Source organism: Nonomuraea solani (assembly GCF_900108335.1).
Classification (GTDB): domain Bacteria; phylum Actinomycetota; class Actinomycetes; order Streptosporangiales; family Streptosporangiaceae; genus Nonomuraea; species Nonomuraea solani.
Map to the genome: position 1 here is coordinate 334,920 of NZ_FNVT01000002.1, position 22,757 is coordinate 357,676.

Genomic DNA, 22,757 nt, shown 5'->3' on the forward strand with positions numbered 1-22,757 from the left:
ATGCTCGACGTCGAGGATCTGCGGATCGAGCTGATGACCGAGCGCGGCGTGGTCCGCGCGGTGGACGGCGTCTCGTTCTCGCTCGGCGCCGGTGAGACGGTGACCATCATCGGCGAGTCGGGATCGGGCAAGTCGACGACCGCGATGGGCGTGCTGCGGCTGCTGCCCGAGGACGAGGCGGTCGTTTCCGGGCGGATCACCATCGACGGGCACGACGTGGCCGCCGATCCGCGCGCCGCGGCCCGGCTGCGCGGCGGCACGGTCGCGCTGATCCCCCAGGATCCGATGACCGCGCTCAGCCCCGTGCACAGCGTCGGCGGCCAACTGCGCGAGGCCGTACGGCTGCGTGACCCGGCCCTGTCGCGGAGGGCGGCCGAGGACCGGGCGGCGGAGCTGCTCACCCAGGTCGGCATCCCCGAGCCGCGCCGGCTGGTGCGCCTGCATCCGCACCAGCTCTCCGGCGGGATGCTGCAACGCGTGCTGATCGCGATGGCGCTGGCCGGGCGGCTCAAGCTGCTCGTCGCCGACGAGCCCACCAGCGCGCTGGACGTCACCGTCCAGGCCGCCATCCTCGACCTGCTGCTGACGCTGCAGGAGGAGACCGGGATGGGGATCTTGATGGTCACCCACGACCTCGGGGTGGCGCGGCTGGTGTCCGACCGGGTCCATGTCATGAAGGACGGGAGATTCGTGGAGAGCGGCGAGGTGGAGCAGATCGTGGACGCGCCGGCCGAGGACTACACCCGCTCGCTGCTGAGCGCCGTACCGAAATTGGGTGATTTCCGGTGATCCTGGAGGTCCGCGACCTGATCGTCGAGTACACCACCGCCGGCGGCCGCTTCCGCGCCGTCGACGGCGTGAGCTTCTCCGTCGCCAAGGGCGGCAGTCTGGCCGTGGTCGGCGAGTCCGGCTGCGGCAAGTCCACGATCGCCAGGGCGCTGGTCCGGCTGCTCACCCCGACCTCCGGCGAGGTGCTGCTCGACGGGCAGGATTTGGCCCGGCTGAACGAGCGGCGGCTGCGGCCGATCAGGTCCAGGATCCAGATGGTCTTCCAGGACCCGTACGGCTCGCTCGATCCGCGCATGACCGCCGCCGACATCGTGGGCGAGCCGCTCAAACTGCGCGGTGTGCGCTCCAGGCCGGAGCGCGAGCGCGCGGCGGCCGAGCTGCTCGACCGGGTGGGGCTGCCGCAGAGCGCGCTGCGGCGGCGGCCCGCGGAGTTCTCCGGCGGGCAACGCCAGCGCATCGGCATCGCCAGGGCGCTGGCCGGCCGCCCCGAGGTGCTCGTCTGCGACGAGGCCACCAGCGCGCTGGACGTGTCCGTCCAGGCGCAGGTCCTGAAGCTGCTGAACGAACTGCGCCAGGAGAGCGGGCTGACGTACGTGTTCATCTCGCACAACCTGGGCGTGGTCCGCGAGATCAGCGACGAGGTGCTGGTCATGCGGGCCGGCCGGATGGTCGAGCACGGACCGACCGAAACAGTGCTGTCCGCCCCGAAAGAGCCGTACACCCGGGCACTGCGCGCGGCCGCGCTCGACCCGGCCACCATGCGAGGACGCAAGCCGCGCGACGTCCTCGCGGCAGCGAAAGGAACCGTTACATGACCCCCGAGCCGGTGCTCGGAACCATGACCTTCGGCGACACCGTCGATCTCGGCACGGCGGGGCGGATGCTCGACCTCGCCCTCGACGCCGGCGTCACCGGTGTGGACACGGCCAACGGCTACGCGGGCGGCGCCGCCGAGGAGATCCTCGGCGAGCTGCTGCCCGGCCGACGGGACCGGGTGGTGCTCGCGACCAAGGCGGGCATCCCGCACCCGGACGCCGGTGATCACGCGCCGCTCTCCCCTGCCGGGCTGCGCGCGAGCCTCGAAGGCAGCCTGCGGCGGCTCGGCGTCGACCACGTGGACCTGTTCTACCTGCACCAGCCCGACCGGGACACGCCGCTGGAAGAGACCCTGGCCACGGTGGCCGAGCTCACCAAGGAGGGCAAGATCGGCGCGCTGGGCGTGTCCAACTACGCCGCCTGGCAGATCGCCGGGATGAGCACGCCGCCCGTGGTCGCCCAGCAGCTCTACAACCTGCTGGCCCGGCGGATCGAGGACGAGTACGCCGAGTACGCGCTGACCGGCGGCCTGCGCACCATGGTCTACAACCCGCTCGGCGGCGGCCTGCTGACCGGCCGGCACCGCTTCGACCGGGCGCCGGACAAGGGCCGCTTCGGCGACTCGCGGCTGGCGGCGATGTACCGGGAGCGTTACTGGGACGCCGGCCTGTTCAAGGCCGTTGAGGCCCTGGACGGGATCGCCACCCAGGCCGGGCTGCCCCTGGCCGAGCTGTCGCTGCGCTGGCTGGCCGGGAGACCGGTGGTGAGCGCGGTGCTGCTGGGCGCCTCCAGCCTCGGCCACCTGCGCGCCAACCTGGCCGCGCTGGCCGCCGGTCCGCTGCCCGCGGAGGTGGCCGCCGCCTGTGACGCCGTCGGCGAGACGCTGCGCGGCCCGATGCCGGCGTACAACCGATGAGCGCCGATCTGCTGCCGACGCCGACCGTTCAGGCGCACGCGGCCAACCTGATGCCGCTGCCCGGCGGCGACCTCGGCTGCGTCTGGTTCGGTGGCACTCAGGAGGGCATGCCCGACATTTCCATCTGGTTCTCCCGGCTGCGCGACGACACCTGGTCGGAGCCCGTCCGGCTGTCCGACGACGGCACCCGGTCGGAGCAGAACCCCGTCCTGTTCCCCGCGCCCGACGGCACGCTGTGGCTGCTCTACACCGCCCAGCACGCCGGCGACCAGGACACCGCCGAGGTCAGGACGCGGATCTCCACGGACGGCGGCGAGAGCTGGGGGCCGGTGCGGACGCTGATCCCGGCCGATCCGGACGGCGGCGTCTTCGTCCGCCAGCCGATCGTGGTGCTGGCGGACCGCTGGCTGCTGCCGGCCTTCCGGTGCAAGCGCCCGGCCACCGGCAAGTGGGCGGGCGACCACGACACCAGCGCCCTGTACGTCTCCGAGGACCACGGCCGGACCTGGCGACGCCAGGACATCCCGGACAGCACCGGCTGCGTGCACATGAACGTCGTCCCCCTCGCCGACGGCACACTGCTGGCGCTGTTCCGTAGCCGGTGGGCGGACCACGTCTACGCGTCCAGGTCCGGCGACGAAGGGCGTACGTGGAGCCCGCCGAAGCCGACGGCGCTGCCCAACAACAACTCCTCCATCCAGGCCACCCGGCTGGCCGACGGGCGGGTGGCGCTGGTGTTCAACCGCAGCAGCCGGCTCGACGCCACCGAGCGGCGCGCCTCCCTCTACGACGAGATCGAGGGGCACGGCCAGACCACGGGGGCCGCGTTCTGGGGCGCGCCGCGGGCCCCGATGACGCTGGCGCTGTCGGACGACGGCGGCCGGACGTGGCCGTACCAGCGCGATCTGGAGACCGGCGACGGCTACTGCATGACCAACAACTCGCGCGAGGGGCTCAACAGGGAGCTGTCGTATCCGTCGATCGCGCAGACGCCGGACGGGAGTTTGCACGTCGCCTACACCTACCATCGCAAAGTGATCAAACACCTCCGCATCACGGCACAGGAGATCTCATGACCGCAGCCGAACTCGCCGCGAGGATCCGCAACCGGGAACAGTGCGTCGGTTACTGGGCGGTGCTCGACGCGCCCGTCGCCACCGAGCGCCTGGCCCGGCTGGGCTACGACTACGTCGCGCTGGACGGCCAGCACGGCCTGATGGGCAACGCGGGGCTGCTGAGCAACCTCATGGCCATCGACGCGGGCGGCCGCTCGGTCGGCATCGTGCGCGTCGAGTCCGGCGACCCCGCCGCCATCGGCCGGGCGCTGGACTTCGGCGCGGGTGGGGTGATCGTGCCGCTGGTCGACACGGCCGACGACGCGGCGAGCGCCGTGTCGGCCGCCCGCTATCCCGGCAAGGGCCGCCGCTCGTACGGCCCGATGCGCTCCATGTTGCGCATCGGGCCCGTCCCGGCGGAGGCGGACGCCAGCGTGCTGGTCCTGGCGATGATCGAGACCCCGGACGGACTCGCGAACATCGAGGCCATCTGCGCCACGCCGGGCCTGGACGGCGTGTACGTCGGCCCGTCCGACCTGTGCCTGGCCGTGGGCGGCCGGTTCCCGAACGACCCCGAGGTCGCCGACGTGTTCGAGGCCGCGCTGGAGAAGGTCCGGACCACCGCCGCCGCGGCGGGCATCGCGGCCGGCATCCACAACCCGACCGGCGAGCAGGCCGCCCGCCGTCTGGCCGAGGGCTTCACCTTCGCCACCGTCGCCTCCGACCTCGTGCACCTGGAGCAGGCGGCCGCAGCGCACCTGAAGGCCGCGAAGGGCGAGTAGGAGTCGCCATGTGCCTCGCCCGTGTCCTCCGGCGGCACGCCTTTCATCCGGGATGTCACGCATTCCAGGTGAAAGGCACCTTCGAGGAGAGGAAATCGACATGGGAAAGCGCACTATGGCGGTGGCGGTCTCGGCCGTCGCCATGGCGGCCCTGGCCGTGGCGCCGGTGAGCGCGCGGAGCTCGGCGTGCGTCGACTCGACGTTCAACGTACCCGAGCGCTCGTTCGGGAAGTACGTGCCGCCGTGGACGGGGGCCGGCGACAAGGACTTCCACGGGCACGGGCCGCGGGTACAGGTCTGGGGACGGCTGCGGTACAACGCCGACCACACCAAACTCGTCTTCTGGATCACCATGAAGGCGCGGGAGACGAAGTCGGACTGGACCGCGGTCGACGGGACGAAGTCGTTCCCGTTCTACACGGTGCCGGCGGGATATGTGATCCAGTCGGTCACCGACCCCATCGGGCGCACGCTCACCCTGGTGGACTACTCCAAGATCTACGTCGACGACGACCACGCCGACGACGTGCTCGGCCCGGCGGTCACCAGCACGGCACACCCGAGCCTGGTGCTGTCGTACCGCGTCACGGGGGACACCAGCGGCAACGAGGCGGGCACCCGCAGCGGGGTCACGACGACGACACGGGCCATGGAGATTCACGCCCGGAAGTGCACCACCTGACGTCGCCGGGGGTGTAGACGCACTGCGCGCCGGTGCTGACGGTCGCGGCGATGGACCGGGCGATCTCCTGGTCCGCCGCCGCGATCTCATCGATGGCCCGCTTGACCGCCTTCCTGACGGCGGTACGGGCGCGCTCGCCCGGGTCGGCGAAGCTCCTGGACCGCCCGCCCTTGCCGGTGGCGGCCCGCAGCTCGCCCGCCAGGGCGTCGAGCTGGGCGCGCAACAGATCGGCCGCCTCCCCTTCCGCCTCCGCGATCTCGTCAACCAGCCGCCGGGCGTGGTCGCGGTAGGCGGCCAGGGCCTGCTCGTCCAGCAGGGGCTGGCGGGCGGCCGACGCCATGGACGCGGGCTCGTCGCCCGTGGCGAGCTCCAGGGCGGAGATCGGGGTGCCCGGGTTGAGCAGGAGTGTCACCAGATGGCGGACGCCGACCATGTCGGGGACCATGGCGCGGCGGCGGCCGAGGGTGAAGATCCAGGTGCGGTTGTCCCTGCCGATCGTGCCGTCGCGCCGCGTGATCTCCCGCCGCCGCGCGGCCCACTGCTCGGCGCGCGGGTGCAGGCCCATCTCGTTCGCGGCGTCCGCCGCCTCCCCGTACAGCTCGGCGGCGCGCTCGTGCTCGCCCAGCGCGGTGAGCGCCTCGGCCAGGTTCGCCTGGGTGAGGGCGGTGACGGGGCGGTTGCCGAGCAGGCGGGTGGCCTCGACGGCGGCGGCCAGGTGGCGCGCCGCGCGGCGCGGCTCTCCCATGGCGAGCGCGGCCAGGCCCAGGGGACGCCGCGCCGAGCCGAGGCAGGTGACCGCCAGCGAGGGCATCACGGGCAGGTCGGCGTACGGCTCCAGCAGCGGATACACACTGCGCGCCAGTCCGGCGTCGCCCAGCAGGTACGCGGCCTCCGCCAGGGCGGCCAGACCCGCCAGCCACGTACTGGACTCGGGAAGGCCGGCCAGCGCGGACGCACCAGGGCCGGTGAGGCGGGTCAGGAGGGTGCGGGCCTCGACGTGGCGGCCGGCGGCGGCGGTGAAGCAGGCGACGGTGGCGCGGAAGGCGAACTCGGCCGGCACCAGCGTGGGCGAGGTGGCCACGACGGAGACCATGTCGAGCACCTCCGCCTCCCGCCCCTGCGCCCACCGGATCGCGGCCAGGTGCGCGCCGAGATAGCCGAGCGCGTCGGCGTCGCCCACCTGCTCACCGAGCTCGTAGCAGGTCATGGCCCTGGCCTCGGCCTCCTCCAGCCGGCCCGCCCTGATCAGCAGCATGACGTCGATGGCGTCCACGATGTAGCCGATGGTCTTGCAGGTCAGGAACTCGGCGCGGTCGCGCAGCTCGGCCAGGGAGCGCTCGGCCTCCGGGTCTCCCAGCAGGAACAGGTCCACAGTGCGCCAGCACAGCCCCATCAGCGCGAGCATGCCCTTGCCCGCCCCGGCGGCGACCTTGATCAGCTCTTCGGACAGGGCCGGGCGGGTGTGGGCGTACCGGGGGGTGAGCAGCGCGTGGTGGGTCAGCGAGAGCGCCTCCGCCAGGACCTCGCCGTCGCCGGTGCTCCTGGCCTGCTCCAGCGCCGCCAGCACGGGCTCGACCGGCGCGCCCTGGTAGACCTCCTCGGCCGCCAGCCGTACCGCGAGGCGGGCGCGCAACCGGGTCTCCTCTTCCGGCAGCGCGGCCAGGGCGCGGCGCTGCACGCCGGTGACCCGCTCCCACTCGATGCGGGTGCGGTGCTCGTCCACCCAGACGCCGCCCAGCCCGATGGCCGCCCTGGCCAGGCGGGGCACGTCGCCCTCCCGGGTGGCGGCCGCGGCGGCCTGGTCGAACATCGTGCGGGCGTCGGACAGCCGGCCGCACAGCAGCACCGCCTCGGCCCGCTCCACCAGCAGCGGCGCGACCGGGCCCGGGAGCTGCTCCTTGATCCGCACGGCGGTCTCCAGCAGGGCGGCCGCCCGTTCGTACGACAGGCCGCGCAGCAGTGCGGCGGCGGCCGCCCGGCAGGCCGCCACGGCGCGGGCCGCGTCCTGCCGGGAGCGCGGGGCCGCGCCGGCCGCGTGGTGGGCGTAGGCGGCCAGGCTCGCCGGGTCGGACACGTGGCGGTGTTCCAGCAGGTCGGCCATTCGGGCGTGGACGCTCAGGAGTTCGGTGACGGGGAGGGTGTCGAGCAGCGCCTCGCGTACCAGGTCGTGGGTGAACTCCAGGCGGCCGAGCGCGCCGAGCGTGATCAGCCCGGCGTCCTGGGCGGGCGGCAGCAGCTCCCACGCCTCTTCCGCGCTCATCCCGGCCGCGACGGCGGCGTCGGTGACCGGCGTGGAGCGTCCGAGGAGCGCCGCGCCGCCGAGCAGCCGCAGGACCGGCTCGCCCAGCCCTTCGGCCACCTGCCGTACGGCCGTGCGCACGCTGTCCGGCGCCTGAGTCGCGTCGGGCGGGCCCAGGGCGCTCACCCGGCGCAGGAACAGCGGGTTGCCCCTGGTGATCCGGTGCACGGTCTCCAGGAGCCCGGCCTTGAGCGGCACATGCCCGTTGACGTCGAGGAACGCGGCCGTCTCCGTCACGCTGAACGGCCCCAGCCGCACCACGAGCGCCGCCTCGTCCAGCAGCCCGACGTCGTCGCGGCAGGCCAGGACCAGCACGAGCGGGGTCGCGGGCAGCGCGCGGGCCAGGAACCTGGCCAGCAGCAGCGTCCCCGAGTCGGCGGCGTGCGCGTCGTCGATCACGATCAGCGCCGGGCCGCCGGCCGTGCGCAGCGCCTGCGCGACGGCGGTGAACCCGGCGAACCGCTCCGACAGCAGCAGGTCGTCGGCGCGCGGCGCGTCCAGCAGCCGCAGGATCTCGGGCCACGGCCACAGGGGCGGGGCGTCGGCGCCCGGCCAGCAGCAGGTCATGGCCACGCGCCAGCCGTCGGCGGCGGCCCGCGCCACCACGCGGCGGCAGAACGTCGTCTTGCCGATGCCCGCCTCGCCGCTGACCACGACCAGCCGGGCGGCGCCCGTGGCCGCCTCGGCGACGACCCGGCCCACCTGGCTCAGCTCGCGTTCACGGCCGACGAACCGGGTGACCGCGATCGCTGACATGTCGTCGCCCGACGGGGTCATACCTCCGATGGAACCCCGGCGGCGGCGTCCGGCTCCACGTATTTTTGCGGCTCAGGGCCAGGTTTTCGCTTCGGCGTCGAACACCTCCTTGGGGCTCTCCACCGGCAGCACGCACAGCAGGTGCCCGCCGGGGGCGCGCAGGACGCGGCACTCCATCCAGCGTGACACCTCGGTCGCGCCCAGCTCGATCAGGCGCCGGGTCTCGGCTTCGAGGTCGTCGGTCTCGATGTCCATGTGGTAGCGGGGCCCGTCGTCGACGGCCTGCACGGCCATGAGCGGGCCGCGCCGCTCGTCGTCGAGCAGGGAGATGAACTGCTCCTCGCCCGGGAGGGGGCGGGCGGTGGCGCCGAGCGCGGCCGCCCAGAAGGCGGCGGCCTGGCCGGCCTCAGAGGTGGGGGTATCGATCAGAACGGCGTAGACACGACTGCGATGCACGGTGATCACTTTAGCCCCGAACGCCGGGGAAATGTCGCCTTGTGCGAAGTTTTGGTGGCGCAGCGTGTATATACCGTTTCTGTACGGGTAGCGCCGAGGCATTGGCTCCTCGGAGGAGGAAACCGTGGACATCAACATAGGCCAGGGCCTTACAGACGCCTGGCGGACCATAGCGACGTTCGTGCCCAGGCTGGTCGCGTTCCTGGTGATTCTCATCATCGGGTGGATCGTGGCCAAGGCGCTGGCGAAGATCGTCGACAAAGTGCTCGAGCGGGTCGGTTTCGACCGGGCGGTAGAACGCAGCGGCGTACAGCGCTGGCTGGAACGCAGCAAGTACGACGCCAGCAGCCTGCTCGCCAAGCTCGTCTACTATGCGATCCTGCTGATCACCCTGCAGATTGCCTTCAGCGTCTTCGGGCCGAACCCGATCTCGGCGCTGCTGACCGGCGTGGTGGCCTGGCTGCCCAGGGCCGTCGTCGCCATCATCATCATCGTGGTGGCCGGGGCCGTGGCCAGGGCCGTCCAGGACATCGTGGCGGGGGCGCTCGGCGGGCTGTCGTACGGCCGCTGGCTGGCCGGCGCGGCCGCGGTGTTCATCTGGGCGCTCGGCATCATCGCGGCGCTCAACCAGATCGGCGTGGCCACCACGGTCACGACGCCGGTGCTGATCACGGTGCTCGCCACTGTCGGGGCGATCGTGGCGATCGGCGTCGGCGGCGGGCTCGTCCGGCCGATGCAGCAGCGGTGGGAGCGCTGGCTGGGCCGGATCGAGATGGAGGCGCCGCAGGCCAGGGCGCATGCGGAGGCGTACCAGCGGGGGCGTGAGGACGCTCGCTCGATGACGGAGGAGACCGCTCCGATCCGCACCACCCCGGGCGGCGCCACCCGCTCCGACATCCCGCCCGGCTGACCCACCCCGCTGGGCCTCCTGTTAGGCGGCGAGGCCGTCTTCCAGGAGGTCCAGTTCGCGGGTGAGCCAGCAGACCGCCGTCAGCCGCAGCGACGGCGCGTCGGGCTCATCGCCGAAGACCCAGCCCCGGTGCCGCAGCTCGTCGAGAAAGCCCAGCAGGTAGTCGCCCAGCGTCTCCCGATCGAGGGGGATCGCGTCACGGAGCACGGCCGCGTGCTGGTCGACCGCCGCGACCAGGCCGGGGTCGCGGCCCATTCTGGCGAGCTGGGCGTCGCCCAGTGCGTTCATCAGCCATCGCAGGGGCGAAACCGCCCATCCCTCGTCAAAGACCACCCGGCAACCTTAAAGCATCTTCCAAGGTCAGCGGCCCATCAGGGCATTCCCACGTAGTTCTCCGCCAGGGTCGTGGCCGCCGCCTCGGACGAGGTCACGTAGTCCAGGTACGACAGTTGCAGCCGCCTCCCGTACGGGTCGTCGTCCTCGAACGTGTGCAGCAGCGTCGTCATCCACCACGAGAAGTGCTGCGCCCGCCACACCCGCTTCAGGCACGCCTCCGAGTAGCCGTCGAGCAGCGCGGTCGAGCCGTTCTCGAAGTAGGCCGCGAGCGCGTCGGTGAGCACGCGGACGTCGGCCACGGCCAGGTTGAGGCCCTTGGCGCCGGTGGGCGGCACGATGTGGGCGGCGTCCCCGGCCAGGTAGAGGCGGCCGTACTGCATGGGCTCCACGACGAAGGCCCGCATGGGCGTGACGCCCTTCTCCATGATCTCGCCGGTGGCCAGCGTGAAGCCGGGCACGCTCTCCAGCCGGGCCTTCAGCTCGGCCCAGATCCGCTCGTCCGGCCACTCCTCGACCGTGGCGTCGGCGGGAACCTGCAGGTAGAAGCGGCTGACGGTGGGTGAGCGCATGCTGTGCAGGGCGAAGCCGCGCTCGGTCCTGGTGTAGATCAGCTCCTCCGACGAGGGCGCCACCCGGGCCAGGATGCCCAGCCAGGCGAAGGGATAGTCCCGCTCGAAAACGCTTAGAACGCCCTCGGGGACGGACGGCCTGGACACGCCGTGGAAGCCGTCGCAGCCGGCGATCACGTCGCAGTCGAGCCGCTCGCCGCCGAACGTCAGGTACGGCTCCGCCTCCAGCCCGTGCACCGCCACGTCCTCGACCTCGAACCGCACGTCGCCGCCCGCCGCGAGCCTGGCCGCGATCAGATCCTTGACGACCTCCTGCTGGCCGTACACGGTGATGGACCTGCCCGGGACGAGCTTTTCGAACGCGATGCGGTGGCCCGCGCCGCCGTACCTGAGCTCGATGCCGTGGTGCGGCAGCCCCTCGCGCCGCAGCCGTTCGCCGACGCCCGCCTCGACCAGCGTGTCCACCGTGCCCTGCTCCAGCACGCCGGCCCGGACGCGCCGCTCGACGTAGTCGCGGCTGCGCTTCTCCAGCACCACGGAGGAGATGCCGCGCAGGTGGAGCAAATGGGACAAGAGCAGACCCGCGGGGCCCGCCCCGATGATCCCGACCTGAGTTCGCATGAGGGAAGCATCCTGCCTGGGGCGGCAATCACCGAGACACCACTTCCACTGAGTGGAAGAATCGTGCGCATGGCAGGCGGAGCCCGTGAGCCGGGGCGCTCGGTGACGTCCAAGGTGCTGGCGCTGCTGGGCGCGTTCGACGCGGCGCATCCGCAGCTCACGCTGACCGAGCTGGCGCGGCGCAGCGGGGTGCCGCTGAGCACGGCGCACCGGCTGGTCGGCGAGCTGGAGGAGTGGCAGGCGCTCAGCCGCGCGCCCGACGGGCGGCTGAGGGTGGGGCTGCGGCTGTGGGAGCTGGGGCAGCTCGCGCCCAACCGGCTGCGCGAGCTGGCGCATCCGTGGTTGCAGGAGCTGTTCGTGAGCACGGGCGAGAACGTGCACCTCGCGGTGCGTGACGGGCTGGAGGTCCTGTACGTGGACAAGGTGCACGGGAGGCGGGCGGTGCCGATCGTGTCGCGGATCGGGGCCCGGCTGCCGATGCATCCGACGGGGGTGGGCAAGGCGCTGCTGGCGTACGAACCGGACTGGTTCGTGCAGTCCTACCTGGCCCGCCGGCTCGAACGCCCCACCCCGCACACCATCACCGAGCCGGGCCGGCTGGCCAGGGAGCTGGCGGCGGTCCGGGCCCAGGGCTACGCCCTCACCTACGAGGAGATGACGCTCGGCTCCTGCTCGGCCGCGGCGCCGGTCCTGGTGGACGGGCGGCCCGTGGCGGCGCTGGGCCTCGTGGTGTCCTCCCGGCGCGCCCGCGAGCTGCCCCGCCTGGTGGAGCCGCTGCTGACCGCCGCCGCCCGCCTCAGTCGCCTAGTTTCTGGATCCGGTCCTTGAACAGCGTGGTGGCGATGGCGGCCTTGTGCGGCTGGCCCTTGAGGAACGCGGCGGCGAAGCTCTTGGCCTGGTCGTAGGTGACCTTGCCGGGCATGGGCGGTTCGTTGGGGTTCACGTCCACGTCCACCAGCGCCGGGCCGTCGTGGTCGAGGGCCTGCCTGACGGCCGTGGCCACGTCGCCCGACTTGGTGACCTTCGCCCCGAACCCGCCGCACGACCTGGCCCAGGCCGAGAAGTCGCCCTCGGGCTGGGCGAACCGCACGCCGTGCTCCGGATAGCCGAGCACCATCTGCTCCCACAGGATCTGCCCGAGCGAGTTGTTGTTGTTGATGATCACCTTGACCGGCAGGCGGTGCTGGGCGGCGGTGAGGAACTCGGCCATCAGCATCGCGAAGCCGCCGTCGCCGACGTACGCGATGACCTGACGGCCGGGGTGGGCGTGCTGCATGGCGAGCGCGTACGGGAGGCCGTTCGCCATGCTGGCCAGCGTGCCGGACAGGTAGAACTCGCGCTCGCCACGGATCGTCCAGTGCCGGGCCGCCCAGGTGGCGATGGTGCCGCTGTCGCAGGTCAGAATGGCGTCGTCGGCCGCCAGCCGATCGACGACGGACATGGCGTACTGCGGCGCGATGGGGTCCCGGTCCGGGTTCTCCAGGGCGTCCATGTCGCCCCGCCACTTCACCATTTTTTCCTGATATTTCGCCAAATGAGCGTTTCCGTCCCGCTTCGCCAGCAGTGGCAGCAGCGCCTTCAGCCCCTCCTTCGCGTCGCACACCACCGGCACGTCGGTCGGGACCCGCGCGCCCGCCCTGGTCGGGTCCGCCTCGAACTGCACCACCCGCGCCTTGCCCGGCTCCGGCAGGAACTTCGTGTACGGGAAGTTCGTGCCCACCATGAGCAGCACGTCGATGTCGTCCATCAGCTCCTCGCTCGGCCGCGTGCCGAGCAGCCCGATCCCGCCCGTCGTGTACGGCGAGTCGTCCGGGACGACCGCCTTGCCGAGCAGCGTCTTGACCACCGGCGCCCCGAGCGCCTCGGCCACCGCCAGCACCTCCTGGCGCGCGTGCAGCGCGCCCTGTCCGACGAGCAGCGCGGGGCGCTCGGCATGGTTGAGCACCTCGGCCGCCCACTCGACGTCCTCCTGGCGAGGCAGGCCGGGCGGCCGCAGGTAGACGGGCGCCGTCTGGGGCGCCCTGGCCGGGGCCACGTGCTTGTACGGGTCCGCCCCCGCCTCGGCGACCTGGATGTCGTTGGGCAGCGTGAGATGGGAGACCCCGCGCCGCGCGTAGGAGGTCCTGATCGCCAGGTCGACCAGCGACGGAAGCTGCGTCGGGTTGGTGACCAGCATGTTGTACTCGGCCACGTCGGCGTACAGCTTGTCCAGGTGGACCTCCTGCTGGTAGCCGGTGCCCAGCACGGACGTCTCCTGCATGCCCGTGATCGCCAGCACGGGCACGTGGTCGAGCTTGGCGTCGTAGAGGCCGTTGAGCAGGTGGATGCCGCCGGGGCCCGAGGTGGCCAGGCACACGCCGATCCGGCCGGTGGCCTTGGCGTAGCCGGTGGCCATGAAGGCGGCGGCCTCCTCGTGGTGGACGAGGACGAAGCGCACCCGGTCGCGGTGGCGGCGCAGCCCCTCCATGATGCCGTTGATGCCGTCGCCCGGCAGGCCGAAGACGGTGTCCACGCCCCATTCCGCGAGCCGTTCGATCAGAACTTCCGATGCGATGCGTGCCATGGGTGCGGCACTACCCCACTGTCCGGCGGGCAGACGCCCAGGTGGGATTCATTGACATTTCTGGAAATAGACGGGTAGGGGACCCGTATGCGCATTCTGGTCACGGGAGCCACCGGCACGCTGGGCGGAGCCCTCGTGCCCGCACTGCTCAAGGCGGGGAACGAGGTGCGGGCGCTGAGCCGTACCAGGAGGGAGAGCCGCGGGAACGTCGACTGGAGATGGGGCGACCTCATCTCCGGCAACGGGCTCGAGGACGCGCTGGACGGCGTGGACGCCGTCGCGCACCTGGCCACCAGCGGCCGCAAGGGGGTCGGTGCCGTGGACATTCCCGGCACCCGCACGCTGATCCTGTTCGCCCGCGAGGCCGGGATCCGGCACCTGCTGTTCACCTCCGTCGTCGGGACCGACCGCGCCGCCTACCACTACCTCAAGTACAAACTGGAGGCCGAACGCCTGGTCACCGAGAGCGGGCTGGGCTGGACGATCCTCCGCTCCACCCGCTTCCACCAGTCACTCGACCAGCGGATACGAGACTTCTCCGGGCTTCCCGTGCTGCCCGTGGACCGCTCGCTGCCCTGGCAGCCGGTGCACACGGGCGAGGTCGCCGCCCGGGCGGCCGAACTCCTGGGCGCGCGCCCGGCGGGCCGTGAGATCGACTTCGGCGGCCCCGAGGTGATCACCACCGACGACCTGGTCAAGACCTGGCTGCGGGCGCGCGGCCTGCGCCGCCCCTGCCTGCCCGTCCGCTATCCAGGCCGGGTGTACGCGGCCCAGCGCGCCGGCGACCTCACCACGGACGCCTCGCCGAAAGGCCGGATCACCTGGAACGACTACCTCTTCCCGCCGCCGGCCGACGTGTCCGACGACTTCGCCAGCGAGCACACCGCCTCGCCGACCAGCCCCGCCAACCAGCCGGAACAGGATCCTGACCTGCGGGTATACGGGGGCGACGAGGGGTACGAGCGCCCGACACGAAGCTAGTCCCATGCCCGATTTCATTACACTTCGCCGCCTTGTTGGCGCTTGGGTGTTACTAGAAAATGAGTCTGGTGAAATATGGCATACCGCTGAGCAAGGACTTCGCCAACGGCGGCGTCTCCTTCTGGTATCGGCAGATCGGCCTGCCCGATCGGCGGGCGCCGCTGCCCGGGCCGCGTGACTACGACGTCGCCATCGTCGGCGGCGGTTACACGGGCCTCTGGACCGCCTACTACCTGAAGCGGGCCGATCCCGGCCTGCGGATCGCGATCCTGGAGAGGGAGTTCGCCGGGTTCGGCGCGTCGGGGCGCAACGGCGGGTGGCTGTCGGCCGAGTTCGCCGGGTCGCGCAAGAGACACGCCAAGGCGCGCGGGCGGCAGGCGATGATCGACCTGCAGCACGCGATGTTCCAGGCCGTGGACGAGGTCATCGCCGTGACCCGCGCGGAGGGCATCGACGCCGGCCTGCACAAGGGCGGCCTGATCCACGTCGCCACGAACCCGGCCCAGCGGCGGCGCCTGCGCGCGGAGGTCGCCGATCTGCGCGCGTGGGGGTACGGCCCGGACGACCTGCGCCTGCTCGACCGCGACGAGCAGCACGAACGGGTGCATGTCGCGGGGGCGCTGGAGGCGGCGTACTCGCCGCACTGTGCCCGTGTCCAGCCCGCCAAGCTGGCCGTGGGGCTGGCCGCCGCCGTGGAGCGGCTGGGCGTGGACGTCTTCGAGGACACCACCGTCACCGAGATCCTGCCCCGGCGGGGCGGCAAGGCGGCGGCGGTCACCACGCGCGGCGTCGTCTCGGCCGACTACGTCATCCGCGCCACGGAGGGTTTCACCGCCAACCTGGCCGGGCAGCACCGGCAGTGGCTGCCGATGAACAGCTCCATGATCGTCACCGAACCGCTGCCGGCCGACGTGTGGAAGCACATCGGCTGGCAGGGCAACGAGCTGCTGGGGGACGAGGCGCACGCCTACATCTACGCGCAGCGCACGGCCGACGACCGGATCGCGATCGGCGGGCGGGGGGTGCCGTATCGGTTCGGGTCGCGTACCGACCGCCGGGGCGCCACCCAGCCGCAGACGGTGGCGGCGCTGTGGCGGATGCTGGTCAAACTCTTCCCGGCCGCCGCCGACGCCCGAGTCCAGCACGCGTGGTGCGGGGTGCTGGGCGTGCCCCGCGACTGGTGCTCGACCGTGCACCTGGACCATGCGACGGGCCTCGGCTGGGCGGGCGGCTACGTGGGCAGCGGCGTCACCACGACCAACCTGGCCGGCCGCACCCTGCGGGACCTGGTGCTACGCCAGGAGACCCCGCTGACGGGCCTGCCCTGGGTGGGCCGCCAGGTCCGCCAGTGGGAGCCGGAGCCGCTGCGCTGGAGCGGGGTCCAGCTCATCTACGCCCTGTATCGGGCCGCCGACCGCCACGAGAACGACCGCGGCACCACCACGTCACCGTATGCCCGGCTGGCCAACCTGATCTCCGGCCGCTGAGCGGGTCGGGCGTGCGCCGACCGGCGATCCGTGACGTGATCTTCGATCGCAGGGTCCGCGTCTTCGAGTAATCGGCGTCACGAGCTCTCTGTGCGGCCCCAGGGGTCGTAGTCGACCTCGAGGGGCTCCTGCGCGGGGCGCTCCGCTTCGGGCACGTGTTGCAGGTTGACGCGGATCCGATACCAGACGCTGCTGCGCCCTCGCATCCCGTCGACCAGGACGTCGGCGGGTTCGAGGCGGGCGGCGACCTCCGGGTGGCGGGACTTCCAGCGATCGAGGCCGGCCAGCGCCTCGTCCTTGTGCTCGGCCTTGGCGATCTCGATCAGCGGCATCGTCTGCTGCCGGCGCCCGCTGCCTTTCGGCGGTTTGGGGGCCGGGCCGAGCTCCTCGGCCAGCTCCAGCAGGCCGTCGAGGGAGCCGGCGTGCAGGTCCATGTCCTCCCACGGGTCGCCGCGCTCGGCCAGCCGCTTCGGCACGGTGTCGATGGTGAACGACTCCGGGTGGCAGCCGGGCACCTCGTCCCAGGTCAGCGGGGTGGACACGCGGGCATCGGGGACGGCGCGGACCGAGTAGGCGGAGGCCACCGTGCGGTCGTAGGCGTTCTGGTTGAAGTCGACGAACACGCCGTGCCGCTCCTCCTTCCACCAGCGGCTGGTGGCCAGGTCGGGGGCGCGGCGCTCGACCTCGCGGGCCACCGTCTCGGCGGCCTTGCGGACCTTCGCGAACGGCCAGCGGCGCTCGATCCGGGCATAGACATGAAAACCGCGCGAGCCGGACGTCTTGGGCCAGGCGACCAGCCCGTGGTCGGCCAGCACCTCACGGGCCACCTGCGCGGTGCGCAGCACGTCGGCCCACTCGACGCCCGGCACCGGGTCGAGGTCGATGCGGAGCTCGTCGGGCCTGGACAGGTCGTCGGCGCGCACCGGGTGCGGGTTGAGGTCGACGCAGCCGAGGTTGACCACCCACAAGAGCTGCGCCAGGTCCGTGCACACCACCTCTTCTGCACTGAGCCCCGACCGGTATTTGAGCTCGGCCACCTCGATCCAGTCGGGCCGCTTGGCCGGGGCGCGCTTCTGGAAGAATGCCTCCTGCTCGATGCCGTGCACGAACCGCTTGAGCACCATCGGCCGCCCGTACGCGCCGCGCAGCGCCGCCTCGCCCACCGCCTGGTAGTAGCGGATCAGGTCGAGCTTGGTGTGCCCGGACTGCGGGAACACCACCTTGTCAGGACTGGTGACGCGCACTTCGCGCCCGGCGGCCTCGATGTCAGGCATGAAGGTCACGATACGCGCGTCGACCGACAAACCCCGGGGCCGAGCTGGGAACGGGGGTCAGAAGTCGCCGAACGTGCCATGGCGGCCCGCGCCGTCCGCGAACCGGGCCGCGCCGTCGGACGCGTGGGGCAGCGACACCAGCCCGTGCCGCAGCTCGTTGCGCATCGCCTCCTCCTCCCCCAGCCCGCCCTGCTCCAGCGCCGACAGCCGGTCGCCGCGCAGGCACGTCTGCGGGAACCTGGCGATCTCCCTGGCCAGCGACTCGGCCTCCTGCCGGGCGGTGCCGGTGGGGACGAGCCGGTTGGCCAGCCCCCACGCGTACGCCTCCGGCCCGTCGACCGCCCGTCCGGTGAGGATCATGTCCATCGCCCTGGACGAGCCGATCAGCCGCGGCAGCCGTACGGTGCCGCCGTCGATGAGCGGCACCCCCCACCGCCGGCAGAACACCCCGAACACCGTGTCCTGCTCGGCCACCCGCAGGTCGCACCAGAGGGCGAGCTCCAGCCCGCCCGCGACGGCGTGCCCGGCTATGGCGGCGATGACCGGCTTGGTCAGGCGCATCCGGGTCGGGCCCATGGGCCCGTCGCCCTCCTCGCCGACGTGGTTGTCGAGCGACTTGAGGTCGGCACCGGCGCAGAACGTGCCGCCCTCGCCCCACAACACCGCCACGTCGGCGTCGGAGTTTTCGAACTCACGGAACGCGTCCGTGAGCGCGTCGGCCGTCTTGCGATCGACCGCGTTGCGCGCCTCCGGCCTGCTGATCACCACGGTGGCGACGGGACCCTGACGCTCCACGCGTACGGTCATGCGACCCTCCTCGGGGGAACGTGCGGCTTCTCCTCGGGGAACCTGCCGAGCGTACGTCCAGCCCGCGCTCCGGGCCAGCGGCCGACGCGGTGCCCCGGAGGAACGTCGCGAGTCCCGGCCGCTCTCAGGCGCTGACCTTCAACTGGTGGACGCGCTGCTTGGACAGGCCCATGACCCGTGCCGTGTCCGGCTCCGACCAGTGGCTCGTGAGAACCTTCGCGGCCTTGACCGCCAGCTCCGCGGCGCGCTTGGCATGGGTCTCGGCCAGTTCCTTTCGTGACGGTATTCGATCACCACCTCGGCCACTTCTTCTGGCAGGTCGAAGACGAACTCCACACCAGGGGTGTTCTCCGGCCAGGCCCAGGCGTGGATCTCCGCCAGATCACGCTCCATCTGCGACAAGGATCCGGCCACGCCGACCCCCTCGGTCTCCCCGGTGGGACAACGCGACACCCACCGCCCGTTCTCGTAGGTGATGACATAGGTGATCGCCTGGCTCATCGGCCCATCCTTTCTGTGACCGCCTTCAGGCGCTTGAGGGCTTCACGAAAGAGCTCCGTCCGGGTCTGTGGGAATCATGACAGGAACCGATGCGACGCCATCCTTGATCACGCGCAGTGCCGGGAGGAAGTCCCTCACTGGGCTAGGGAGTGGTCAGGCAGGTGCGGCTCTGTCCATCGTCGGGTGGCTTGGGCCGTAGAGCCGGATGTCCAGGTCAAGGGGGCCGAGCCGGTCCAGGATCAGTGGGTGCACCGCCGACCAGGGCAGCCCGCCGTGACCGCAGCCGAGGGGCGGCACGGCGACGCTCTGGAGGTCGAGCTCGACCAGGAGGCGGGCCAGGTCGTCGAGGCCGGCGTCGATGTCGTCCAGGCGGGAACGTTGCCGCCAGTGGCGCTTGGTCGGGAAGTTGAGGACCCAGCGGTCCGCGGTCCGTACGGGGAAGACCTTGCCGGGCCGGAGGTCGCCACGGGCGCAGGCTTCGGCGTACGCAGTGAAGACCTCCGGGAAGGCGCGCTTGAACTGGAGTGCGATCCCCTTGCCCATCACACCGGCCAGGTTGACCGCGTTGACGAGCGCCTGAGCGTCGTCACCCAGCAGGTCCCCGTCCACTTCTCTGATCATTTTCCCACCCCCAGACCGTCTGGGGCAGCATGCCAGGCGCGGCCGACGTTTTGCCGGCCCGTCGGCTCAGAGCGTGACCGCCCCCTCCAGCAGTTCGTCGAACGGCTCCGCCGTCGTGCGGTCGATGCCGCGTAGCGGGCCGTGGTCCACGAGGTGGGACTCGGCGTACAGACGGGCCACGAGTGCCTTGCGCCCGTCGTCGAGACCCCAGGTGGCCTGGTCCTCCAGCAGGGCGGCGGCATAGACGTCGGCCATGAACTGGGCGAGCGGATAGAGGCGTTCCTCGGCCACGGAGTACTCCAGGGCGGACCAGGCCGTGATCGCCTTGGCCAGGTCGTCGACGCGGCCGAGCACCAGGCCGGAGGTGGCCAGGCCGCGCAGGTGGTCGAGGAAGGGCAGGTGGGCCTGCTCCTTGAGCATGGCCCGCCGCACGTCGAGGCAGAGGATGTTGTCGCCGCCCTCCCAGATCGGGTTGACCTGCGCGTCGCGCAGCAGCCTGGCCACCGGCCACTGCTCGATGTAGCCGTTGCCGCCGTGCACCTCGATCGCGTCGCTGGCCGCCGTGACACCGAGCCGCGAGGCGCGCAGTTTGATCAGCGCGGGCGCGAGGCGCAGCCGGGGGCCGACGTGCCCGTCGAACAGCATCGCCTGCGCGGCCTCGACCTCGACGATCAGCTCGCTGAGCTTGCGCCGCATGAGCGGCTGCTCGATGAGCGGCCGGCCGAACGCCTCGCGCGCCCTGGCGTAGCAGATCGACTCCACCAGCGCGCGCCTGGCCACGCCGAGGCCCATCATGGCCACGCCCAGCCGGGAGGCGTTGGTGAGCTTCATCATCGTGCCGAGCCCGGAACCGGCGCCCGAGCCGGTCCCCATCAGCGGGAACGCCTCCGCCTCGGTGAACTCCACCTCGGCCGACGCGACGGACCTGGTGCCGAGCTTGTCCTTGAGCCGCCGGATGCGCACCCCGTTGCGCCCGCCGTCGCGGCGCTCCCACAGCACCAGGAACGGCCCCACGGCCCCCTCGGGCGTCCTGGCCAGCACCACGAACGCCGAGCCGTTGGCGTTGGAGGCGAACCACTTGAACCCGGACAGCAGCCACGCGTCACCGTCGGGCACCGCCGTGGCTTCGAGGGCGGCCAGGTCGGAGCCACCGGTCCGCTCGGTGAACATCTGAGCGGCCTCGCCGGAATAGAAGCCGTTGGCGAAGATCTCCCGAACCCGATCGCGTACGTCCTCGGGCGCGTGCTTCTCGGCAAGGGAGACCACCATGTCCCCGCCCGTGCCGAGCGCGCAGCCCATCCCGATGTCGGCCTGATCGAGCAGGTACGTCCACGCGGCGGCCAGCGCCGCCGGGTTCGCCCCCTGCCCGCGCGCCTCCCCCGCGAACGACGGAGAGGTGAAGTTGTCCTCCATGAGCGCCCGCCGCGCGGTGTGGAACGACGGCGGCATGACGACCTCGCTGACGTCCCTGCCCCACTTGTCGTACTTCTCCAGCCGCGGCGGGTTCCGATCGGTCTCCTCGGCGCACTCGGCGACGAGGCCGCCCATCAGCGCGCCCAGCCTGTCGAGACGCGGCTCGGCCCAGGCGAAGCCATCGCCCAGGTGCCGCCGCATCAGCAGGCGCAGGGTGGGGTCGCAGCTCCACCAGTTGCGCCCGGCCGCGCCCTGATAGCGCTCGGTGGCGTAACGGTCGCTGCGGTCGAAAGGTTCGATGAGATACCGGCCCATACCGCGAGTGTTACATATACTCGACACGCGATGGAAGAGCGTAATGGTTCCTTGAGTGCCCGGTCGGCCGTCCTCAGCGCGCTGCTCGGCAGCCACCCGCCGCGCCTGCCGGCCCGTCACCTGGTCCGCATCGGCGCGCTGTTCGGGATCGCCGAGGGCACGGTGAGGGTGGCCTTGTCGCGGATGGTGGCGGCCGGCGACCTGACGCAGGCGGACGGCCGCTACACGCTGTCGCCGCGGCTCGTCGAGCGGCAGGCCAGGCAGGACGAGAGCCGCGATCCGCACACCAGGCCGTGGGACGGCACGTGGGAGGTGGCCGTGGTCACGGCGGAGCGGCGCGCGCCCGCCGACCGGGCCGCGTTCCGGCACACGATGGTCGCCCTGCGCCTGGCCGAGCTGCGCGAGGGCACCTGGCTGCGCCCGGCCAACCTGGTGAGGGAGTGGCCGGAGATCGTCACCGCGCAGTGCACGCTGATCGACGGCCGCCCGCACGACGACCCCACTCCCCTGCTGTGGGACCTGGACGGCTGGGCCACCGAGGCCCGCGCGCTGGAACGCGCCCTGGACCGGGCCGACGGGCTGGCCGAAGGCTTTCTGGTGTCGGCCGCGGTGCTGCGCCACCTGCTGGCCGACCCGCTGCTGCCGGAGGAGCTGCTACCGGCCGGCTGGCCGGGCGCGGAGCTGCGGACGCGCTACGACGACTTCGACCGCCGCTACCGGGAGGTGCTCCAACGACACCTCAGCGACTGAGACGCCGCAAAAAACCTCAGAGGCTGACGCCGAAGATGGTGCGCTTGCCCCTGAACTCGGTGACGCTCCACAACTTGCCGTCCTGCACGGTCAGGTCCTCGGGCCCGATCGGGAACGGCCTGGTCTGGAGCTGGTCACCGCTGTAGACCAGCAGCTTGCCGTTGGCGCCTGAGCCGGCCGCCTGGCTCAGGTACCACTTGCCGGAGTAGGACATCGCGCCCTGGATCTTGGGGTGCCCCATAATGAAGGCGTCGGCGGGCTCCCCACCGGCCATGCCGAGGTCCCAGCGCCCCACCCACCCGTTGGGGGCGCTCTCCTGGTATTCGCCGGTGACGAGCTTGGGCGTGCCGCCGCTGCGGTCGATCGAGACGAACGAGAAGTTCGGCCCGTCCTTGGCCAGCTCCCACGCGTCGGTCTGCGGGATCACGTAGCGGTAGCCGAACGCGTGCAGCTTGCCGCCGTGCCGCCCGACGCGCTGGTCGTCGCCCAGGTCGTTCTGGGCGGTACGCAGGTCGAGCACCTTGTTCAGGTCGAAGACGCGCAGGCCCTTCTCGGTGTCGGCGACGTAGAGGAGGTCGCCGTGGCAGGCGATGCCGCCGGCGTGGATGTTGATCGGCCCGTACGAGCCGTCGGGCTTGGCCAGCACCAGCAGTGCGTGCCGGTATTTCAGCGTCTTGGGGCTGACGAAGGAGAGCCTGATGCCCCGCTCGCCGGCCGCCGGCTTGAAATACCAGCTCACCAGGAACGCCGGCACCCCGATGGAGTCGGAGTCCTCGCTGCCGGTGAGCCCCTGCGGATACCAGTCGGCGGTGTCCTGGTCTTTGTCGTCGAAGGCGTACCAGAGCGCCGGCTTGGGCTTCATGGAGCCCATGGCCGCACCGGCGCCCTTGCTCTTCATGGTCCGGTTGGCCGCCGCCAGCACCGCCTCGACGGCGGTGCTGCCGACCTCTTCCGCCAGTTTGGCCGCCCCGTCCGCCAGATCGCCCGTCGCCCGGTTCAGGGCGTAAGGCGCTTTTTCGGTGGGAACCATCCCCGATGCCGCCATATCTTTCTCACCT

Annotated in this window: 21 protein-coding genes; 11 read left to right on the forward strand and 10 right to left on the reverse strand. The window is 71.9% G+C overall.

All coding sequences use genetic code 11. From position 1 onward, the window contains the following. The 6 genes from C4V41_RS64055 to C4V41_RS07220 all read left to right on the forward strand — a co-directional run bounded on the left by C4V41_RS64055 (position 1) and on the right by C4V41_RS07220 (position 5,040). A complete protein-coding gene (locus tag C4V41_RS64055; RefSeq protein ID WP_103954983.1) occupies positions 1-789 on the forward strand; it encodes an ABC transporter ATP-binding protein in 789 nt (262 codons plus the stop codon). Further along, the gene (locus C4V41_RS64060) at positions 786-1,604 is read left to right on the forward strand and encodes an ATP-binding cassette domain-containing protein (protein WP_235029958.1); all 819 of its coding nucleotides are present in this window, start codon (positions 786-788) and stop codon (positions 1,602-1,604) included. Before C4V41_RS64055 ends, C4V41_RS64060 begins: the two co-directional genes overlap by 4 nt. Next, positions 1,601-2,521, forward strand: coding sequence for an aldo/keto reductase (locus C4V41_RS07205; protein ID WP_103954984.1), 921 nt, complete (start codon positions 1,601-1,603; stop codon positions 2,519-2,521). The genes C4V41_RS64060 and C4V41_RS07205 overlap by 4 nt, the downstream gene beginning before the upstream one ends. Further along, positions 2,518-3,597, forward strand: coding sequence for a sialidase family protein (locus C4V41_RS07210; protein WP_103954985.1), 1,080 nt, complete (start codon positions 2,518-2,520; stop codon positions 3,595-3,597). The genes C4V41_RS07205 and C4V41_RS07210 overlap by 4 nt, the downstream gene beginning before the upstream one ends. After that, positions 3,594-4,358 (forward strand): HpcH/HpaI aldolase family protein, encoded by a 765-nt coding sequence (locus C4V41_RS07215; protein ID WP_103954986.1) that lies wholly within the window; start codon positions 3,594-3,596, stop codon positions 4,356-4,358. The genes C4V41_RS07210 and C4V41_RS07215 overlap by 4 nt, the downstream gene beginning before the upstream one ends. A gap of 100 nt (positions 4,359-4,458) precedes the next feature. Further along, positions 4,459-5,040, forward strand: a complete 582-nt coding sequence (locus C4V41_RS07220) for a hypothetical protein (protein WP_146103579.1) — start codon at positions 4,459-4,461, stop codon at positions 5,038-5,040. Here C4V41_RS07220 and C4V41_RS07225 read toward each other — a convergent pair. Both C4V41_RS07225 and C4V41_RS07230 read right to left on the reverse strand, forming a co-directional pair. Continuing rightward, entirely contained in the window at positions 4,988-8,116 is a 3,129-nt protein-coding gene (locus C4V41_RS07225; RefSeq protein ID WP_103954988.1) for an AAA family ATPase, read from the reverse strand. The genes C4V41_RS07220 and C4V41_RS07225 overlap by 53 nt on opposite strands. A 51-nt stretch (positions 8,117-8,167) precedes the next feature. Continuing rightward, positions 8,168-8,551, reverse strand: coding sequence for a VOC family protein (locus tag C4V41_RS07230; protein WP_103955667.1), 384 nt, complete (start codon positions 8,549-8,551; stop codon positions 8,168-8,170). Between the two features lie 130 nt (positions 8,552-8,681). Here C4V41_RS07230 and C4V41_RS07235 point away from each other — a divergent pair, with 130 nt between their 5' ends. After that, positions 8,682-9,461 carry a mechanosensitive ion channel family protein gene (locus C4V41_RS07235; protein WP_103955668.1) on the forward strand — a complete coding sequence of 260 codons (780 nt, stop codon included), beginning with the start codon at positions 8,682-8,684 and terminating at the stop codon, positions 9,459-9,461. 21 nt (positions 9,462-9,482) lie between these two features. Here C4V41_RS07235 and C4V41_RS07240 read toward each other — a convergent pair whose 3' ends face one another. Continuing rightward, entirely contained in the window at positions 9,483-9,749 is a 267-nt protein-coding gene (locus tag C4V41_RS07240; RefSeq protein WP_103954989.1) for a DUF6401 family natural product biosynthesis protein, read from the reverse strand. An 83-nt stretch (positions 9,750-9,832) separates the two neighbouring features. Next, positions 9,833-10,987, reverse strand: a complete 1,155-nt coding sequence (locus tag C4V41_RS07245; RefSeq protein WP_103954990.1) for a 4-hydroxybenzoate 3-monooxygenase — start codon at positions 10,985-10,987, stop codon at positions 9,833-9,835. 69 nt (positions 10,988-11,056) lie between these two features. Here C4V41_RS07245 and C4V41_RS07250 point away from each other — a divergent pair, with 69 nt between their 5' ends. Continuing rightward, the gene (locus C4V41_RS07250) at positions 11,057-11,815 is read left to right on the forward strand and encodes an IclR family transcriptional regulator (protein ID WP_103954991.1); all 759 of its coding nucleotides are present in this window, start codon (positions 11,057-11,059) and stop codon (positions 11,813-11,815) included. Here the strand turns inward: C4V41_RS07250 and C4V41_RS07255 are convergent. After that, positions 11,784-13,550: a thiamine pyrophosphate-dependent enzyme gene (locus C4V41_RS07255; protein WP_103954992.1), complete on the reverse strand. Its 1,767-nt coding sequence runs from the start codon at positions 13,548-13,550 to the stop codon at positions 11,784-11,786. The genes C4V41_RS07250 and C4V41_RS07255 overlap by 32 nt on opposite strands. Positions 13,551-13,637: 87 nt before the next feature. Between C4V41_RS07255 and C4V41_RS07260 the strand changes: the two genes are divergently transcribed. Beyond that, positions 13,638-14,531: an SDR family oxidoreductase gene (locus tag C4V41_RS07260; protein WP_103954993.1), complete on the forward strand. Its 894-nt coding sequence runs from the start codon at positions 13,638-13,640 to the stop codon at positions 14,529-14,531. A 68-nt stretch (positions 14,532-14,599) separates the two neighbouring features. Continuing rightward, positions 14,600-16,018, forward strand: a complete 1,419-nt coding sequence (locus tag C4V41_RS07265; RefSeq protein WP_407669936.1) for an NAD(P)/FAD-dependent oxidoreductase — start codon at positions 14,600-14,602, stop codon at positions 16,016-16,018. Between the two features lie 77 nt (positions 16,019-16,095). On the opposite strand, the gene ligD is transcribed toward C4V41_RS07265, so the two are convergent. From ligD to C4V41_RS07285, 4 genes are all read right to left on the reverse strand, one after another. Further along, the gene (gene ligD / locus C4V41_RS07270) at positions 16,096-17,292 is read right to left on the reverse strand and encodes a non-homologous end-joining DNA ligase (RefSeq protein WP_103955669.1); all 1,197 of its coding nucleotides are present in this window, start codon (positions 17,290-17,292) and stop codon (positions 16,096-16,098) included. Between the two features lie 57 nt (positions 17,293-17,349). Further along, positions 17,350-18,099, reverse strand: coding sequence for a crotonase/enoyl-CoA hydratase family protein (locus C4V41_RS07275; RefSeq protein ID WP_103954995.1), 750 nt, complete (start codon positions 18,097-18,099; stop codon positions 17,350-17,352). A 654-nt stretch (positions 18,100-18,753) separates the two neighbouring features. Further along, entirely contained in the window at positions 18,754-19,221 is a 468-nt protein-coding gene (locus C4V41_RS07280; RefSeq protein ID WP_103954996.1) for a macro domain-containing protein, read from the reverse strand. 66 nt (positions 19,222-19,287) lie between these two features. Further along, positions 19,288-20,949, reverse strand: a complete 1,662-nt coding sequence (locus tag C4V41_RS07285; protein ID WP_103954997.1) for an acyl-CoA dehydrogenase family protein — start codon at positions 20,947-20,949, stop codon at positions 19,288-19,290. Between the two features lie 51 nt (positions 20,950-21,000). On the opposite strand from C4V41_RS07285, the gene C4V41_RS07290 reads away from it, so the two are divergent. After that, complete coding sequence (locus tag C4V41_RS07290; protein WP_235029959.1) at positions 21,001-21,699, forward strand: PaaX family transcriptional regulator C-terminal domain-containing protein; 699 nt, start codon at positions 21,001-21,003, stop codon at positions 21,697-21,699. 16 nt (positions 21,700-21,715) lie between these two features. Here the strand turns inward: C4V41_RS07290 and C4V41_RS07295 are convergent, their stop codons facing one another. Beyond that, a complete protein-coding gene (locus tag C4V41_RS07295; RefSeq protein WP_146103580.1) occupies positions 21,716-22,744 on the reverse strand; it encodes a hypothetical protein in 1,029 nt (342 codons plus the stop codon). Positions 22,745-22,757 lie beyond the last annotated feature (13 nt).

Bases quoted from the DNA above. Each gene is read 5' to 3' on its own strand.
- C4V41_RS07240 (WP_103954989.1), bottom strand. From the start codon at position 9,749: ATGAACGCACTGGGCGACGCCCAGCTCGCCAGAATGGGCCGCGACCCC.
- C4V41_RS07245 (WP_103954990.1), bottom strand. From the start codon at position 10,987: ATGCGAACTCAGGTCGGGATCATCGGGGCGGGCCCCGCGGGTCTGCTC.
- C4V41_RS07260 (WP_103954993.1), top strand. From the start codon at position 13,638: ATGCGCATTCTGGTCACGGGAGCCACCGGCACGCTGGGCGGAGCCCTC.
- C4V41_RS07205 (WP_103954984.1), top strand. From the start codon at position 1,601: ATGACCCCCGAGCCGGTGCTCGGAACCATGACCTTCGGCGACACCGTC.
- C4V41_RS07285 (WP_103954997.1), bottom strand. From the start codon at position 20,949: ATGGGCCGGTATCTCATCGAACCTTTCGACCGCAGCGACCGTTACGCC.
- C4V41_RS07280 (WP_103954996.1), bottom strand. From the start codon at position 19,221: ATGATCAGAGAAGTGGACGGGGACCTGCTGGGTGACGACGCTCAGGCG.
- C4V41_RS07250 (WP_103954991.1), top strand. From the start codon at position 11,057: ATGGCAGGCGGAGCCCGTGAGCCGGGGCGCTCGGTGACGTCCAAGGTG.
- C4V41_RS07295 (WP_146103580.1), bottom strand. From the start codon at position 22,744: ATGGCGGCATCGGGGATGGTTCCCACCGAAAAAGCGCCTTACGCCCTG.
- C4V41_RS07255 (WP_103954992.1), bottom strand. From the start codon at position 13,550: ATGGCACGCATCGCATCGGAAGTTCTGATCGAACGGCTCGCGGAATGG.
- C4V41_RS07210 (WP_103954985.1), top strand. From the start codon at position 2,518: ATGAGCGCCGATCTGCTGCCGACGCCGACCGTTCAGGCGCACGCGGCC.
- C4V41_RS07275 (WP_103954995.1), bottom strand. From the start codon at position 18,099: ATGACCGTACGCGTGGAGCGTCAGGGTCCCGTCGCCACCGTGGTGATC.
- C4V41_RS07215 (WP_103954986.1), top strand. From the start codon at position 3,594: ATGACCGCAGCCGAACTCGCCGCGAGGATCCGCAACCGGGAACAGTGC.
- ligD (WP_103955669.1), bottom strand. From the start codon at position 17,292: ATGCCTGACATCGAGGCCGCCGGGCGCGAAGTGCGCGTCACCAGTCCT.
- C4V41_RS07220 (WP_146103579.1), top strand. From the start codon at position 4,459: ATGGGAAAGCGCACTATGGCGGTGGCGGTCTCGGCCGTCGCCATGGCG.
- C4V41_RS07225 (WP_103954988.1), bottom strand. From the start codon at position 8,116: ATGACCCCGTCGGGCGACGACATGTCAGCGATCGCGGTCACCCGGTTC.
- C4V41_RS64055 (WP_103954983.1), top strand. From the start codon at position 1: ATGCTCGACGTCGAGGATCTGCGGATCGAGCTGATGACCGAGCGCGGC.